We start from the raw sequence: 15912 nt of genomic DNA on the forward strand, positions 1-15912 counted from the left end.
CTTCCGATCTAATACAAAATATGATAAGTCATATCCAAAAGAACAGTGAAAATACTGCAGATTCCATGCGTCATGTCGATGAAGAGATAAGACTTGGGATGAAAAGCACAAATTCAGCAATATCAGCCCTTAACAAGATTGTTGAAGAGATAGAAACTGTATCAAACGGCATGACTGAGATATCAAAAGCAACAGAAATTCAGGCACATGAAACAAATTCATTCATGCAGTCTATAGATATCGCGGATGAAATGACAAGAGAAAATATAAAAAGAATAGAGAGTATTGCAGCTCTTGCAGAGGAAATATCAGCCACAACACAGGAAGTGGGCAGCATATCACACGAAATGCATGACATGTCTTCCAGCCTGAAAAAGACAATGGAAAATTTCAAAATATAATGCCATCCTTTAATGACCTTTCATGTGAAAAAAAGAAAATAATGAATGGTTTCAAATCACAAATTATTTTTTTATAAAATAGTTCATTAAAAATACAGAATAAAACATAATAGTTAATTGTAAAAATATCCCTTACAGGAATGTCTTGCAATGATAGATTCGGATCTTCAGATACTTAAAAAAACCATTGAAAAACTTCTTGGAATACAATGCCAACGCTATAAAGAAGACTACATAAAAAGACGCGTACTTTCCAGGATGAGAATTACTGGAAATGAACACTACAAAGATTATAATTCATATGTTCTTTCAGATGAAAAAGAACAGGAACTTTTGAGAAATGCCCTGACAATAAACGTAACCAAATTCTATCGCGATAAGGAAGTTTTTGATCTTATTAAATCAGACATCTTCCCTGCAATTATAAAGGATAAAGGGCGCATGCGTATATGGAGTGCAGGTTGTTCAACTGGAGAAGAACCTTACACACTCGCATTAATAATTCATGATTTGATCAGACTAAAAACTGATGTCCAGATAACAATTTTTGCATCAGATCTCGACAGAGAAGTACTTAAAAAAGCAAAAGAAGGGATTTATGAAAAAAGATCACTTGAAAATCTTAGTGAGAGTCAGATAAGGAGACATTTCGCTGAAACCAAAGATGGCAAATATGAGGTCAAACCTCACTTAAAAGAGATGATTCGGTTTTCACAGCATGATCTTATGAGTGGAAAACCTGTAACCAATTATCTGGATATGATCCTTTGCCGCAATGTAACAATATACTTTACAGAAGAACAAAAAAATGATCTGGCAAGAATGTTTAATCCGGCACTGGTTCCAAAAGGATTCTACGTTATGGGAAAAACAGAATTTATGAGCAGACAGGTTGAAAATCTTTATGAGCCGTATAATGCTCTTCAAAAAATATATACTAAAAAATAAGAATTTATAATAAAAATTCATCCATTATTTATTCTTCTTTTATTTCCTTTTTAGAGAGTTGACGCATAAGTTCTTTTTTCTTGTTTACTCTTTTAATCTCGCTCAACATAAGATAAAAATTTATCCCGATTACCACTATTATAAGCGTCATTCCAATCCCAAGAAGTATTCCCTGGGTTGTAAAAAATAAAGCCAATAGTAAAACAACGAATGATATCAGATAAAATATCACCCACGTTCGTATTTCATTCGGATCCATTATAGTTATTTTACCTTTAAATTACATCTATATGAAATTATTTTTCTGTATTACAAAATATACAACTAAATTTTTTTCCAAAATCGGAATATACTATTAAGATCACCTTATAAAAAAAATCATGTTCATACATAAATATTTTTTTAAAAATGTTTTTAGCTGAATTTTTGCACAACCAAAAAAGAATGTTTATCATTTTTTATTACACATGATTCAATGTGGATAAAAAGGACTGGATAACATTTCTTCTTGCAATAGGAATTGTGATAGGAATGGCAATAGTTGTAAATCTTCCTAAAATAGGAGACGGCCAGAATACAATTTCAGGCGACATCCAAACAGATGATAATGATAACATTTGTATTGAAGGAACCTGTTGTACTCCTAAAATTCATTACAAATATGAAACAAAACCTCAGACGGGCCCTTTAAGAATATATTATAATTATAACCGGGATGAAATCTACTCTCCAGGTGCGACAGGGTATCCAAGACTTGATTTCCCTGAAAATATGAAAAATCCATCAGGAGACTTAACACCCCCGGACAGAAATATTTACGAAACAAGTCCGGACAGCATTTATGGATCATCAGATATCTTTTCAACTGACATATGGGAATCTAAGAACATTACAACTTTTGCCTATATGGAAGAAAGCACTTCAGGTTTTTCCCAAATATTTGGTGTTCCATATCAGATGTGGAGAATCCACATATCAATGTTACCAAAAGGCAACCCTGCATATTCTTCATTAATGTGGATTCTTGTTGATTCATCAACAGGAGATATTATTACAGCAGGTAACGTCCTCCCCGAAAATAAAATTTCAAAACAGGTCGAAATTTCAAACAGGAATCTTTACTTTATAATTAAGGCTGAAAATGTTGATTCATTTAGAATATCACTGGAAACACCTGAAATATCTTATGATATGGCAAACATTAACCCAAAAATATCTAATCTTATAAATTTTCTAAACACAATGCAGAATTGATAAAAACTGGTCTGGGTTTTTTTTAAACTGATAAACAAATACTTTTTTTATATGTTACTTATGAATAATTAAGAAGACTAAAATTATTCTTTGAAATCTAAATAAATTAATAATCAAATCTCATTGTTTAAAAAAATATTATTTTACAGAATTCCTGATTGTCTGACAATATTTAGTTAAATTAATTAAGCGCTGATGTAAATTCATCAGCAAGATTATTCATAAGAATTTCCATTTCCTCAATCCTGACTTTCATTTCTGTTATATCTCCCTGAAGCTCCAGAGGGACCATATTCATATTTACCCCCGATATTCTGTATTTTGCTGAATAAAGATTGTTTCTTGCGGAAGCCAAGGCACTATCTGCAGTCCTAATCTCCATCTCCCAGTCATAAGTATCATAAAGAGAAGCATAATATTCTGCATAATTCTGATGCTCAATTACATTTGCAAGATCCATCATTGCAGCAATCAGATCTATATAAGAACATGAAATTGCACGAAGTGCATATATCTCCTCTGCTTCATTTGCGGAAGAAGGCTGCATTGATGATAAAATATCAAACAGATTCTTGAAATCCTGCTCAGATGCTAAAAGCTGTGCACGAATATTCCCGGGATGCTCTGAATTCCAGTTTATCGAAAAAAGTCTTTCCTCAGCAAGATTCATTACCTTTTTTAATTCACCCATATCAGTCTGAGAATCAACAGGCGAAGTGCATCCGGCTGTTAATAAAATTAACACCAATGCCAGCAAAAAACATCCTAAAAGATACAAACGTTTAATATCGCCTTTCATTTTATAACAGACTCCCTAAAACCGGACAATATTTAATCTCCGCCTAATATGTAGAACGTTGAATCTGAGGATATAAATATTTATTTTAAAAAAGATTTAAGAATAAAATCAATTGAGATAATCAGATTTTTTTTAAAATTATATTATTCTATTTTCTCAATTGTAATTCGTAATTTATCTCCGGTTTTCATACCATGTCCTTTTGGAACATCAATATTAAACCACAATCCAAAAGGATTGTCGGATGTTGCATTTGCTGTATCCTGATTTGTACTCTGATTCATTAAACAATCCTTATTTTCATCAATATTTGCAATGAATTCAATGTCTGAAATAAATTCAATAACATTTTTAGACATCATAAAGAATCGTCACGAAAAATATATCAAATTAACTAAAAAGACAAAAAATATTAAATAAACGGATATTCAGGCAATACGCGGAATTACTCTCCAGGTTGTACTGTTAGAATAACTCCAGCGTGATATTTCAAGTTCTTTACATGTTTCAGCAAGAATAGCAAGGTTTGTGCCCACCTCTTTTGGTGAAAGGCCCAGATCCTTTGCTATATACTTTGACTTGAAATAACGCTTGCCTTTTACAAGACCTGATTTAAGATAATACAATATCCGATCCTGAGTTGACTTGCATTTATCATCTGCTTCATTTTTGGCGCTCATTTCCCCTCCTTAAGTCAAATCTTTATTTGTTAAACCTACATATATATTTATCGCGTGTTTTTAGCTTTTTTTAACATTCTAATTGATAAAATGTTTCCAAAAACAATCTAAACTGATCAATGGGTAAATTTTTTATTAATATATAAAAATTTTGTATATAAATTTGATTTTGGGATTATTTTTTTTCATTCTCAAAAAAAGGATTATTCTACAGGAAATTGTCCAATTTTTTCTATAAGTCTTTTAACAACAATATCCCTCATGCCTTCAACAAATTTAATTGAACCAACAACAAGATGACCGCCACCATTTACACCTCCGCCATCAATTTCTTCACGTAATTCACGAACCATCTGGGGGATATTCATTAAAACTCCTTTTGAACGAATCACAGCAAAATCAGGACCTATTCCTAATGTGACAACAGGCTTACCCTCATTTTTCCTGCAAAGTAAATCATGTATCTCTCCTGAAGTTTTTCCTGGAGGGGGGAATGTAAACCTGTGTGCAAACATCTCAACATCAATTGTGAAAAGATTTGAACCGTTCTCCAAAACACTGTCTTTAACATGAGGAAGAGATGTCTTTAACTGTTCTTTTATTGCAAGGTTTGCATCCTCCACTAAAAGATCTACCAGTTTTTTATGTCTCTGGGCATTGTTGTTAACATTTAAAATATCCTTTACTATCTCTTTACCATCATTGAATCTAAGCCAGAATTGCTCATAATCCAGTGCCAGAGCGATATCTTTACAATACTCCTCAGAATATTTATCAGCTACAAGAGACAGATATTTTTCTCTTTCAGGCGCCTCACTTCTGTCTCCAACAGCCGCTACAGCAGGGAAATGTTTTATATCCTCTTCTATTCCGGGATATATCATACGTGCAAGTTCTGCACCAAGCATTCCTGCAGTAACTCCAAAATCCCCGCCCACATGATATGGATTCACATGCGCCTGAAGATATTGATCAGTTGATTTGTCAGGATGATGGTGATCAACCACAACAATTGAAAGATCATAAACTCTGGCAACTCTGTATGAAGCCTCATCTTCTTCAGTGGATCCATTATCCATCATTAAAATCAAGGGCATCTTCTGACCGAAGCGTACATTATCTCTTAAAGCAAAATCAAGATCCCTTGTAATATCTTCTATCTCATAGAAAGGAGCTTTTGAGGGAGCACGTTTGAAAAGATGACTTTCGGCATCCAGATCTCCTCCCTCTTCACGTATTAAAGCTAAGATTGCCTTTTCAACTGAAACCGCAGCACTAATACCATCAGCATCTGCATGATGTCTCAAAACAACAGGCTGGTTTGTAAAAATTGCCTTTCTTAAGATCTGTGCAACCTTCTGCATCTCAGGTTTTAGCTTTTCCAAAACCTCACTTTCAATCATAAAGGGAATATCCTGAGGTTTTGCTCTTTCCTCAATTGCTTTTGCAATCCTTTCCCGAACCTGATCAGTCTCCTCATCAGTCAGAGCTTCCATATAACTTACTTCAATCTGAAGCTGACCATTCCTTGTCATGACCTCTCCTGAAACTGAGATCATATCTCCAAGCTCTATCTCGGGATATGCACGTTTACCAGCCTCAATAAACGCTGCGGCACTTTCAGAACCTGTCTCATCAATAAGAGTGAATATTGTGGGTCCTGAAGTCTGCTTTATCTGGGCAACTTCAGCATTCAGATTAATATTTCTGCCAACTTTATTTTTAAGATCGCAAAGGCGGGTAGAAGATTTCTCACACTGATGAGTTTTTATCTCAAAATCTCCTTTTATGATTACTTCTTCTAGGTCTATGTTCCCGTTATCACGAATACCGTTAACGTGCACATATACTATTTCATCCTCCTTATGATCTGTCTTAACATTGCTTACATGTATCAGCCCTTTTATATGACTGTTAAGATAAACAAACGTTCCAAATTTGGCAAAACCCTGAACCTTAACCTCATAAGTATTCCCAATTACAATATTATCCAGTTCGCAATTTGAACCAAGGCGATATACTACAATTTTATTATTATCCATCTATTCACATCCTGTTACATAATCAGATATTTCTTTTTCCATTCTGACGGGAGAGATTATGAAGTCTGCATTCCCCGTCACGACGACCTTTGGCTATAATAATATCGTCAGCATGGATTATTTCATTTTTACCCGGACGGTATTTCCACCGACCTTTACTATTTATTGCAAGCACAACCATACCGGTAACTGTCTCAAGCGATGCTTCCTTAAGTGTCTTACCTACAAGCGAGGAATTTTCCCCGACATTCACTTTTGTAATAATTTCATCAGATTCACGTACAATTTTCTTAAATACCGGAGGGATTTCTATATCGCGTATTATCACATCAACTATTGAAGATGCAGCATTACTGATATTCTCAGCAAAAGAGGACATATACAAAAGTCCTCTTAAATACTCCACATTTGAAATCCTTTTTGCGGCCTCCAGTATCCATAGATCAAGTTTATACCTCATATCATCCATTCTGGAATCCAGTGCCACAACTTCATCCGCAACCTCTCTGCTATCAAAAAGAAGAGAAGTATAAGCAAGACCTACTGCAAGTTCACTCTGATCCTTCATCTCAATAATAAGGGATACTGCTCTGTCAAGATCGGATACAATGGCATCTTCAGGTTCTTCTTCAGCCCTTTTTGGATCAATACCGGATATCTCATAAAAAGGAGTCACACCGCCTTCAAGACCTTTGGCAATAAGAATATCACTGTCAAGAATTCTTGTATCCCTATCAGGATCATAGATCCAGGATATCCCCCTTCTTATGGCAATAACACGCATTCCGGTTGTGCTTTGAAGTTTCTGTTTACCAAGAGTTTTTCCGTCAATCTGACTATTCTCCTGCACTTTTACTCTTACAGTGACCTCTTCCGCCTCGGGAAGAGCGAGTCTGAGTTTTGCAGGGAACTTTACATTTTTGAGAATAATTGTTGCAATTTCCGAAGCTGAATTGGAAATTTTTTCGGCTGCTTCGACAACCTGGAGCATTCCACTCATAGATTCAGCCTCATCAACCCTTCTTGCTCCAAGAATACTCTGAATACGCGCCTGATAAACAAGCTGATTCATGCTTTCTTCAAGATTCAAAACTTCATGTGCAATGTCCTTATTCTCAAAAAGAATTGCAGAATATGCCAGATCAACCATCAGTTCGGCAATATCCTTCATTTCTATAAGGACATCCTTAAAACTTACCGGCTGATATTCTAATTCTGTCATAGATTTATGTTCAAATATATATTGTTCTGCTAAATAGATATTTGTAAGTATTGAACTCAAAGGATCAGATTAATTATTGCCACAAGAACAGTCGCACCAACAAGGTCAATAAAACTTGTAATTACAGGTATTCCAAAATTATCAGGATCGTATCCCTTCCGAAATGATATACTTGCTGTAAAGTAGCTGACAAGATTGACAAATGTGATTACAATAATTCCTGCGCCAAGACTCACTACAAGCATTGTTAAAATTCCGGGTGTTGCCATTCCCAGAAGTACCGCACAATAATTTGCAATCAGTGCCAAAAAGGGCATAAGGATGCATACATAGAGATAGGTCGTTATAAAATACCAGAAAACCTCTTTTGAAGGAACAAGCTCGGGTTTTATCTCACCCATATGCATACCAGTCGCAAGTCTTGAACACAATATTCCGCCTATAGAGCCGCATCCCCCTGTAAAAGGAGGTATCAGTATCAGAAAAACAGCGAATGCAACAAGGTTTTCCAGATTATATGCATATATTAGTCCTGCAAAAGTACAGACTAAAGAAAGAGGAACCAAAAGAATAAGCATCTCACGCGATACAGATCTGACCTCTTCACCTGAACGTAATGCAAGAATAAGACTGATTCCAAATAATATAAAAACCGGCAGCAGGAACAACATCCGGATTTGCGAAGAAAAATTCAGTATGAAAAGCGCAGTTAATACCAAAACAGGTATTGTGATAAGATCAGCTGCTGTTGTTACAGAAGGTGAACCTATCATATCAAGATCAACCCCTTTTTTGTAACTTATAAGAATTACAAGAAGGGCAAAGCCCATCACTAACAGACTGGAAATTACACCTGAAAATACAGAAATTACAATATAATCGCCGGCAGAAAGGCCTGTCAGACCAAATGCTGCTGATATAAAATAAGCAAATATTCCAAGAACAACTGCAATTAATATCGATATTGAAAGTGATGCCCTCGTGTTCAATCCTAAAACACCGGTCTTTGAAAAATTAATCTCAAATTCACCAAGATGCATTGAAGAAGAAAGACGTGAGGCAAGAACACCGGAAATACTCCCCCTCATGTTTATAGATGGCGGAACAAGAACCATCAGGCCGGGCAGGTATGCAAGAACATCTGCTACCGAACCCAGATAAATACCGGCAAATGTTGCAGCAACTGCACTAATTAAAAGAGCTAAAAGCCCGATTATAAAAAGGCGAAGCTGATAGACGTCTACTGCCGGAAACTTCATCATCATCACCCATCATTAATCATTCCCTAAAAGGTATCTCAAACATTTCAAGATCATCCGGTGCAATTATTTCGCCTTTAAATGTTTGCTTCGCATCCTGTATATGATTTATCATATTAGTATATCTTGAACTTATGTGAACAAGTGCAAGACGCTGCGCATTTATTTCAGATGCAATCTCTCCCGCTTCCCCCGCTGTTGAATGAAAAACTTCTATTGCTCTTTGTTTTTCCGAGTCATCATAGGTGGAGTCATGAATCAGAATATCCGCATTTTCACCCCATCTCTTCCATCCTTCACAGTCAGGACGGGTATCCCCTGTGTATATTATCTTTCTTCCAGGTCTTGCAGGACCCATAACATCTGAGGGACAAATATTTCTTTCAATGCCATCATTCACTATTGTTATTGTCTGCCCACGCTGTAGCTTTCCAAAAAGGGGACCAGGTCTGACCCCAAGGGATATTGCATGTTCACGGTCAAAACGTCCGGGTCTTTCATCTTCAGCAAGAATAAAGCCAAGACCTGGCATACCATGTTTTGATGAAAATGCCCGAACAGTATAGCCGTCAAAAGGAATTACAGAACCATCCCTTATTTCGCTTGAAATAATTTTAAATCCTAGTTTTGCACGTGATATACTCTCTACATTTGCAATAAAATCATGTACCCATTTGGGACCATATACTATAAGCGGCTCCTTTCGACCCATAAAAGACATTGTCTGAACAAGTCCGGGAAGACCGAGATAATGATCTGCATGCCAGTGTGATATGAAAACCGCATCAACAGTAAAACCTGTTCTTGCCCGCATCATCTGCTGTTGTGCACCTTCACCACAATCAAAAAGAATTGTATCTGATCCTCTTCTTACCATGAAACATGAAGGATTTTTATTGGGAGTCGGAAGAGCACCGGCAGTTCCCAAAAAATAGATGTGAAGAGTCTCTCCACTCATAAGAAACACCTTTTTATTACCTGATAGCTTATCTTCGCCTCTTCTATGCTTCTTCCTTCAACAACACATATTCCGGAATAATTCTTTTTTATGACTGAACCTGCCTTATCCCAGTCAATTGTTCCTTCACCAAGAGCACTGTGATCGTCTTTTTCCCCCATATTATCATGTATATGAATATGCCTCGCAAGACTGACCTTTTCCAGAAAAGAACTGAGTTTTCCGACAGTGTTTGCGTGACCCATATCGATTGTAACGCCAAAACCCTCTACACCATCAACCATTCCAAATATCTCATCAGGATCCTTACATAAAAAATCAGGAATATCAGGCATATTTTCAAGACAGGCCAAAACACCCGTATCATCTGCCACCTTCCCGATTTCCTTTAATGCATCCTTGTGCAAGGACCATACCCTGTCAGGAACAAGTCTTGCAGCAGGAGAAAGATATCCCGGATGAATAGTAACCCTGTCTGTAATATCTGAAGCAAGAGAGACACACTCAGATAGCTGTCTTACAGACTCCCTGTATATTGGATAATTCATCGATGCCAGATTTAAATCTGCAAAAGGAGCATGAACACTTGCTTTCAATTTAGTAGTTTCCAGTACTTCTTTTATCTTTGAATAAAGGAGGGGATTGTCCAGACGATAATTCCCGTCTGCCGATATTTCCCATCCGGAATACCCCGCATCTTCAATACCATAAACCCACTCAATTGATGCCCATACCTTTGATGAGGAGGCAAAATAAAAATCAAGACTCATTTCTGTTTCCTTATATCTTCAAGAAGTTTTCTGGCATCTCTTTCAAACTCCTCTATTGTGCCTTCATTTTCAAGAACAAAATCTGCCATTGACATGGCATTTAAAAGACCCCACCCGGTCTCCCTTTCATCCCGGTTTTTGAGACCTTGTTCATCTGTCTGATCATCAGAGCGTCCTCTTTCGCACAGACGCTTTAATCTTGTTTCAAAAGAAGATTCAACAGCTACAAGATGAAAATCCCTAAAACTTCGTGTAAAGGTGTCAACCTCTGCATCACCTCTTATCCCATCAATGAGTACGACTTTTGATTCTATATTCTCAATAATGGGAATTGTTAGCTGTGCGAGTGCATCCATACCAAGACCCTGCCTTAAGTAGCGGGACATCTCACCCATATTCTGGTCAGTCTGTTTCAAACCTGCTTCAGATACCTCCTTTCGCACAACGTCTCCCATTACTACCACAGGAATATTCATATCCTTTGCAATACGTGAAAATTCTCCCTTTCCACTTGCGGGAAGACCAACAACTCCTATTACCTGCATGAAAAATATCTCCGATTTTATATTTAGATTAATAATTTCTTCTGGCCTGAAGGATGTCTGTCAGTACCATTGAATCTGCTATAATTATCTGATTATTCTCGTATGTAACTTCCCCGTCTTCTCTTGTACGTATACGCACCCTTCTATGAATCTTATCTGCCAGTTTTTTCAGATCTTCAAATTCAAGCGGAGGTATATTTCCCTGTACACCCTGCTGAAGAACAAAATCCACTCCATTGGTTTCTTTGGCGATGCACATAACATCATCCTCTCTACCTGGAAAAAGAGTACATACAACCTGAAATTCTGAAAGTCTCCCTTCAAAGTATGCTCTTTTACAAATCTCAAGAGATCTCTTTACATCATCAACAACTTTTGCTTTTACCTTTAATAATTGTGGATAATGTTCCCATCTTGTCTTAATATCAAGGTGAACCAGATCAATTAAATTTAGTTTCATCATCTCTTCAAGTGTCTCAGGAAAAGCGCCATTTGTCTGAACTCCTACTAAAAGATTCATCTCTTTGCAGCTTTTTGCCATTTCAATAAGAGCATCCTTCTGCATTGTAGGCTCTCCCCCAGAAAAAATCACTCCGGATATTACTATTCTGGATTCTTTTATCATTGCAATAATATCTTCAATATTGCATAGGTTCTGACCTGTCTGAAGTTCCAGATTATGGCAGTAATGACATCTGACTGGACAACCACGCAAAAAAACAGTGCATACTGCCTTTCCACGCCAGTCCACCGTACTTAACGGAACAAATCCTCCAAAATTAACCTTCAAAAAAAATCACCGGATATTAATAATAATTTATATTCAGAAGACTTCAAAGTTTACAATACGACTAAAAAAAAGTTGTAAATAAAAAAGAGATTATTGCGAAAATAATTTGCATATGGATACCATACTCTTTTCAGGTGATAATATTTGAAAACCGCTCTTTCTCTCTCAACCCCTGAAGAATGGAATGAGACCATAAAACTCGGCGCTGATTTCAGGGAGATCAGAATTGATCTAATCAAAGATACATCCTCAGAAAATGAACTCCTAAAACTTTGCAAAGAAAAAAAGGATGATATTCCCTGTATTGCAACAATCAGAAGCATAAAAGAGGGCGGCTCTTTTTCAGGAAATTTAGAAGACTGGAAAACTGCAATCAAACCCTGGATAAATTGTGCAGATTATATAGATATTGAAAGAGATTTTTCCATATATGCACAGAATATAAAAAAAACCGGCAAAAAAATCATTGCATCGGTACATCTTGGATATATGCCCGGAAATGAAGAACTGGAAAAACTAAAAAATGATCTCATAAATTATGGCGATATTCCAAAAATTGTGGTAACTCCTAAAAATCTGGAAGATGTTGCGGATTTTATAAAATTTACAGTTAATATCAGAAAACCTGCTATTACAAGTGTGATGGGCGAAGAATTCCGGATAGCAAGAATTCCGCTTCTTCTTTTTGGCTCTATGATCATATACTGTCACAACGGAAAAGAATCTGCAAAAGGACAATATAACATAGAAGATGTTAGAAAAATTTTGGACCTGATAAAATGAAAAAAGATAACAAAAAAATTGTCGATGAATTTCTAAGACACTCAGACGAGATAGGAGATGATATACTGGAAGATTTTGAGAATCTTCTGGGCCAGAAACCTTTTATATTCAAAGTCTTAAGAGAAAGGCCACAATCTTTTGCAGCAGGTGCTGTTGCTGATTATCTGACTCTCAGGCCTGCAAGCCTTGATGAGAAGACTGCCGAACTTGTAACAATTGCTGCTGCAGCTTCTGCAAATGCAGATAAATGCCTGAGTCTTCATATAAAAGCCGCAGAAAAAACAGGGGCATCAGAAGAAGAAATTCTTGATTCAATTCTCATTGCCTGCATGGTGGGACGAACAAAGCTCCTTGCATCCTCACTAAGAGTTTATAAAAATCATTTTTCTAATGATTAAATAAACTTCTTTTTTTTGTAAATTCTAACACACTGAAGTAAACTATTTTATAACATTAATGTTTACTATAAGTAATCACATATCAAAGAGGTTAACTATTATGAATAATTCGCACTCACTTGAAGTCACAGTAAAAGAAGCGTCGCATGAAGATGCAGGAAGAGGAATTGCAAGAATCAGTATTGATGCCATGAATGCCCTCAGCCTCAGAAGCGGTGACGTGATTGAAATTGCGGGAAAAACCAAAGCAGCCGCTATTGTATGGCCTGGTTTTTCCCAGGATACCGGAAGGGCAATTATCCGTATAGACGGGAACATCAGAAGCAATATCCAGACAGGTATTGATGAAAGGGTCACAATTAAAAAAGTTGAGGCAATATATGCCGATAAACTTGTGATTCATCCTACACAGCCTGTAACGCTCAGAGGCGGCGAACAGTATATGGCAAAGCTTCTGAGCGGCCGTCCTGTAAGTGAAGGACAGGCATTCAGGGTAAACATCATGGGTAATGCCCTGACATTTGTTATTTCCAAAGTCAAACCTGCAGGTGTTGCAATTGTCGGACCAAATACCGAAATTGAGATAAAAGAAACACCATATGAGCCAAAAGAAGGTCGAAAAGATATTCCTGATGTTCATTATGAGGATATCGGAGGTCTTGGAAGAGAGCTTGATCAGGTCAGAGAGATGATAGAACTCCCTCTCAGACATCCGGAAATCTTTGAAAGGCTTGGGATAGAACCTCCAAAAGGTGTTTTACTATACGGCCCTCCGGGTACCGGAAAGACACTTATAGCAAAGGCAGTTGCAAACGAAGTTGATGCCCATTTCATTTCACTATCAGGACCGGAGATAATGGGCAAGTACTACGGTGAAAGTGAAGGGAAATTAAGAGAAGTATTTGAGGAAGCACAGCAGAATGCACCAACCATCATCTTTATAGACGAAATCGATTCAATAGCCCCAAAACGTGAGGAAACAAAGGGTGAAGTGGAACGAAGAATTGTTGCACAGCTTCTCTCATTAATGGATGGCCTTAAAGGCCGCGGTGAAGTCATTGTAATCGCCGCAACAAACCTGCCTGACAATATTGATCCCGCACTACGCCGCGGCGGCCGCTTTGACAGAGAGATAGAAATAGGGATTCCAGACAGAAAAGGTCGTCTCGAAATATTCCATGTTCATACACGCGGAGTTCCTCTTGATCTTGACGAGATCGAGATTACCGGTGATGAAGGTCTGGAACTCAGCCGCAAATTTGCTGAAATGGGTGAAAATGAAGGGAAAAAGCATGAGAATGAAATAAAAAGAAAAAAATTCCTTGAACCCTTTGCTGCTGTAACACACGGATTTGTGGGTGCAGATGTTTCCCTTCTTGTAAAAGAAGCAGCAATGCATGCATTAAGAGAGGAACTAAGAGACATTAAAACCGGTGAAGATATTCCAATTGAAATAATTGAGAAGATAAAAGTATCAAAGACCGACTTTGAAGAGGCCTTAAAGCATGTTGAGCCTTCAGCAATGCGTGAGGTGCTGGTAGAAATCCCCGACATATCATGGGATGATATTGGAGGCCTTGATGACATCAAATCAGAACTTACAGAAGCAATAGAATGGCCGCTTAAATTCCCTGAAATCTTTGAGAAGCTTGATACAAAGCCACCTTCAGGAATACTCCTCTTTGGCCCCCCGGGAACGGGAAAGACATTGCTTGCAAAGGCTGTAGCCAATAAAAGCGAATGTAATTTCATATCCGTAAAAGGCCCGGAACTTCTTTCAAAATGGGTAGGAGAATCAGAAAAAGGAGTGAGAGATATATTCAGAAAGGCAAAGCAGGCATCACCGTCAATAATATTCTTTGATGAAATTGATGCACTTCTCCCAAGAAGAGGATCATTTGAGGGTTCATCCCATGTGACTGAGAGCGTTGTAAGCCAGATCTTAACAGAACTTGACGGACTTGAGGAACTGACAAATGTGACAGTTCTTGGTGCAACAAACCGTCCGGATATGCTTGATGAGGCCCTGATGAGACCCGGCCGTCTTGACAGGATAATCTACGTCCCGCCACCCGATGCAGAAGGCAGGAAAAAAATATTTGAAGTATATCTCAAAAATTCTGAGAGTCTTCTCTCAAAAGATATAATCATAGATGAACTTGTCCAAAAAAGTGAAGGTTATGTCGGTGCAGATATCGAACTTGTTGTAAGAGAAGCAAAACTTCAGGCAATGCGTGAGTTTATTGGTACAATGGAGAATAAATCAGAAGAGGAAATGATGGAAGTTCTTACAAACGTTCGTGTAACAAAAGCACATTTTGATGCCGCCATGAAGAAGATTAAAAGTTCTCTGGATAAAACAACAGTAGAAGAATATGAAAGAAGGGCCTGGCCTGTAATCTATTCAACCGAGGAACGCCAGATACTTGAAAAGGCAGCTTCAACAGTCAAACGCTCGGAATTTGGAGAAGAGTCAAAAGAAAAAAAACTGGCGGCAACAGAACTTGAAAAAGCAACATATGCCAGAAAAAAAGACTTTGAATCCATCACCAAATTAACAGCAAAACTTGATGACATACTTAAAAAAAATTAAACCAAAAAAAGTGAGAGATATGCCAAAAGACGACAAAAACTTTGATCAGGACTTTAATGATATAATCAGAAGGATTCTTGAACAGGCAATAAAAAATGGAAATTTCCCAATTAACGGAAGATATTCAATAACAATTGCAGATGGAGAACTTCCTGTTGAGATGATACCTTCAAACTGTGATGGCTATAAAAAAAATGTTCTGAATTCCGGAAAACAAAATTTTATTTTAAACAATCCTCAGACTGAAATCCACAAATCAGGAGATAAAGTACTTATTTATGCAAACATACCGGGTTTGGATATGTCCAGCACAACCATTTCCTTCCACAATGATCTTCTGTGTATTACCTCATTTACAGATGGAATAAAACATACAGCCGAAGTAAAAATTCCGCCTGTCAAAAAAGAGACGATAGAATATAAATCCAATAACGGAGTCCTTGAAATATCAGTTAAGACCGCAGAATAAA

The 15912-nt window shown here is 37.2% G+C and carries 18 protein-coding genes; 7 read left to right on the plus strand and 11 right to left on the minus strand.

From position 1 onward, the window contains the following. Nucleotides 1-401 (plus strand): methyl-accepting chemotaxis protein (locus ACTB1O_RS01195; protein ID WP_462993316.1); only part of this gene is annotated, 401 nt, incomplete at its 5' end. A 150-nt stretch (nt 402-551) separates the two neighbouring features. Next, nucleotides 552-1349 carry a CheR family methyltransferase gene (locus tag ACTB1O_RS01200; RefSeq protein ID WP_462993317.1) on the plus strand — a complete coding sequence of 266 codons (798 nt, stop codon included), beginning with the start codon at nt 552-554 and terminating at the stop codon, nt 1347-1349. Nucleotides 1350-1377: 28 nt separating this feature from the next. Here ACTB1O_RS01200 and ACTB1O_RS01205 read toward each other — a convergent pair whose 3' ends face one another. After that, a complete protein-coding gene (locus ACTB1O_RS01205; RefSeq protein ID WP_462993318.1) occupies nt 1378-1608 on the minus strand; it encodes a hypothetical protein in 231 nt (76 codons plus the stop codon). A 218-nt stretch (nt 1609-1826) separates the two neighbouring features. Between ACTB1O_RS01205 and ACTB1O_RS01210 the strand changes: the two genes are divergently transcribed. Continuing rightward, nucleotides 1827-2603, plus strand: a complete 777-nt coding sequence (locus ACTB1O_RS01210; protein ID WP_462993319.1) for a hypothetical protein — start codon at nt 1827-1829, stop codon at nt 2601-2603. A gap of 181 nt (nt 2604-2784) precedes the next feature. Here ACTB1O_RS01210 and ACTB1O_RS01215 read toward each other — a convergent pair whose 3' ends face one another. The 10 genes from ACTB1O_RS01215 to ACTB1O_RS01260 form a co-directional block, all read right to left on the minus strand. Then, nucleotides 2785-3402 carry a hypothetical protein gene (locus tag ACTB1O_RS01215; RefSeq protein ID WP_462993320.1) on the minus strand — a complete coding sequence of 206 codons (618 nt, stop codon included), beginning with the start codon at nt 3400-3402 and terminating at the stop codon, nt 2785-2787. Between the two features lie 143 nt (nt 3403-3545). Beyond that, on the minus strand, nt 3546-3761 hold the full coding sequence (locus ACTB1O_RS01220) for a hypothetical protein (RefSeq protein ID WP_462993333.1): 216 nt from the start codon (nt 3759-3761) through the stop codon (nt 3546-3548). A 69-nt stretch (nt 3762-3830) separates the two neighbouring features. Then, nucleotides 3831-4082 carry a DUF7123 family protein gene (locus ACTB1O_RS01225; RefSeq protein WP_462993321.1) on the minus strand — a complete coding sequence of 84 codons (252 nt, stop codon included), beginning with the start codon at nt 4080-4082 and terminating at the stop codon, nt 3831-3833. 203 nt (nt 4083-4285) lie between these two features. Then, nucleotides 4286-6124, minus strand: coding sequence for a DHH family phosphoesterase (locus tag ACTB1O_RS01230; RefSeq protein ID WP_462993322.1), 1839 nt, complete (start codon nt 6122-6124; stop codon nt 4286-4288). Between the two features lie 22 nt (nt 6125-6146). Then, nucleotides 6147-7346, minus strand: a complete 1200-nt coding sequence (locus ACTB1O_RS01235; RefSeq protein ID WP_462993323.1) for a potassium channel family protein — start codon at nt 7344-7346, stop codon at nt 6147-6149. Nucleotides 7347-7402: 56 nt separating this feature from the next. Next, complete coding sequence (locus ACTB1O_RS01240) at nt 7403-8611, minus strand: magnesium transporter (protein WP_462993324.1); 1209 nt, start codon at nt 8609-8611, stop codon at nt 7403-7405. A gap of 13 nt (nt 8612-8624) precedes the next feature. Beyond that, entirely contained in the window at nt 8625-9563 is a 939-nt protein-coding gene (gene rnz, locus ACTB1O_RS01245; RefSeq protein ID WP_462993325.1) for a ribonuclease Z, read from the minus strand. Further along, nucleotides 9560-10333: a sugar phosphate isomerase/epimerase family protein gene (locus ACTB1O_RS01250; protein WP_462993326.1), complete on the minus strand. Its 774-nt coding sequence runs from the start codon at nt 10331-10333 to the stop codon at nt 9560-9562. The genes rnz and ACTB1O_RS01250 overlap by 4 nt, the downstream gene beginning before the upstream one ends. Continuing rightward, nucleotides 10330-10878 (minus strand): AAA family ATPase, encoded by a 549-nt coding sequence (locus ACTB1O_RS01255; RefSeq protein ID WP_462993327.1) that lies wholly within the window; start codon nt 10876-10878, stop codon nt 10330-10332. Before ACTB1O_RS01255 ends, ACTB1O_RS01250 begins: the two co-directional genes overlap by 4 nt. A gap of 28 nt (nt 10879-10906) precedes the next feature. Continuing rightward, a complete protein-coding gene (locus tag ACTB1O_RS01260; protein ID WP_462993328.1) occupies nt 10907-11668 on the minus strand; it encodes an anaerobic ribonucleoside-triphosphate reductase activating protein in 762 nt (253 codons plus the stop codon). Between the two features lie 144 nt (nt 11669-11812). Here ACTB1O_RS01260 and aroD point away from each other — a divergent pair, with 144 nt between their 5' ends. From aroD to ACTB1O_RS01280, 4 genes are all read left to right on the plus strand, one after another. Further along, nucleotides 11813-12451: a type I 3-dehydroquinate dehydratase gene (aroD, locus tag ACTB1O_RS01265; protein ID WP_462993329.1), complete on the plus strand. Its 639-nt coding sequence runs from the start codon at nt 11813-11815 to the stop codon at nt 12449-12451. Next, entirely contained in the window at nt 12448-12849 is a 402-nt protein-coding gene (locus ACTB1O_RS01270; RefSeq protein ID WP_462993330.1) for a carboxymuconolactone decarboxylase family protein, read from the plus strand. Before aroD ends, ACTB1O_RS01270 begins: the two co-directional genes overlap by 4 nt. 100 nt (nt 12850-12949) lie before the next feature. Next, a complete protein-coding gene (locus ACTB1O_RS01275; protein WP_462993331.1) occupies nt 12950-15442 on the plus strand; it encodes a CDC48 family AAA ATPase in 2493 nt (830 codons plus the stop codon). A 19-nt stretch (nt 15443-15461) separates the two neighbouring features. Further along, nucleotides 15462-15911 (plus strand): Hsp20/alpha crystallin family protein, encoded by a 450-nt coding sequence (locus tag ACTB1O_RS01280; protein WP_462993332.1) that lies wholly within the window; start codon nt 15462-15464, stop codon nt 15909-15911. Nucleotide 15912: the final 1 nt, after the last annotated feature.

This window comes from Methanomicrobium sp., assembly GCF_055145805.1.

Coding starts and splice junctions, on each gene's coding strand:
- ACTB1O_RS01235 (WP_462993323.1), bottom strand. CDS start 7,346: ATGACAGAATTAGAATATCAGCCGGTAAGTTTTAAGGATGTCCTTATA.
- ACTB1O_RS01280 (WP_462993332.1), top strand. CDS start 15,462: ATGCCAAAAGACGACAAAAACTTTGATCAGGACTTTAATGATATAATC.
- ACTB1O_RS01215 (WP_462993320.1), bottom strand. CDS start 3,402: ATGAAAGGCGATATTAAACGTTTGTATCTTTTAGGATGTTTTTTGCTG.
- ACTB1O_RS01250 (WP_462993326.1), bottom strand. CDS start 10,333: ATGAGTCTTGATTTTTATTTTGCCTCCTCATCAAAGGTATGGGCATCA.
- ACTB1O_RS01270 (WP_462993330.1), top strand. CDS start 12,448: ATGAAAAAAGATAACAAAAAAATTGTCGATGAATTTCTAAGACACTCA.
- ACTB1O_RS01275 (WP_462993331.1), top strand. CDS start 12,950: ATGAATAATTCGCACTCACTTGAAGTCACAGTAAAAGAAGCGTCGCAT.
- ACTB1O_RS01230 (WP_462993322.1), bottom strand. CDS start 6,124: ATGGATAATAATAAAATTGTAGTATATCGCCTTGGTTCAAATTGCGAA.
- ACTB1O_RS01220 (WP_462993333.1), bottom strand. CDS start 3,761: ATGTCTAAAAATGTTATTGAATTTATTTCAGACATTGAATTCATTGCA.
- ACTB1O_RS01255 (WP_462993327.1), bottom strand. CDS start 10,878: ATGCAGGTAATAGGAGTTGTTGGTCTTCCCGCAAGTGGAAAGGGAGAA.
- ACTB1O_RS01240 (WP_462993324.1), bottom strand. CDS start 8,611: ATGATGATGAAGTTTCCGGCAGTAGACGTCTATCAGCTTCGCCTTTTT.
- ACTB1O_RS01225 (WP_462993321.1), bottom strand. CDS start 4,082: ATGAGCGCCAAAAATGAAGCAGATGATAAATGCAAGTCAACTCAGGAT.
- ACTB1O_RS01205 (WP_462993318.1), bottom strand. CDS start 1,608: ATGGATCCGAATGAAATACGAACGTGGGTGATATTTTATCTGATATCA.
- rnz (WP_462993325.1), bottom strand. CDS start 9,563: ATGAGTGGAGAGACTCTTCACATCTATTTTTTGGGAACTGCCGGTGCT.
- ACTB1O_RS01200 (WP_462993317.1), top strand. CDS start 552: ATGATAGATTCGGATCTTCAGATACTTAAAAAAACCATTGAAAAACTT.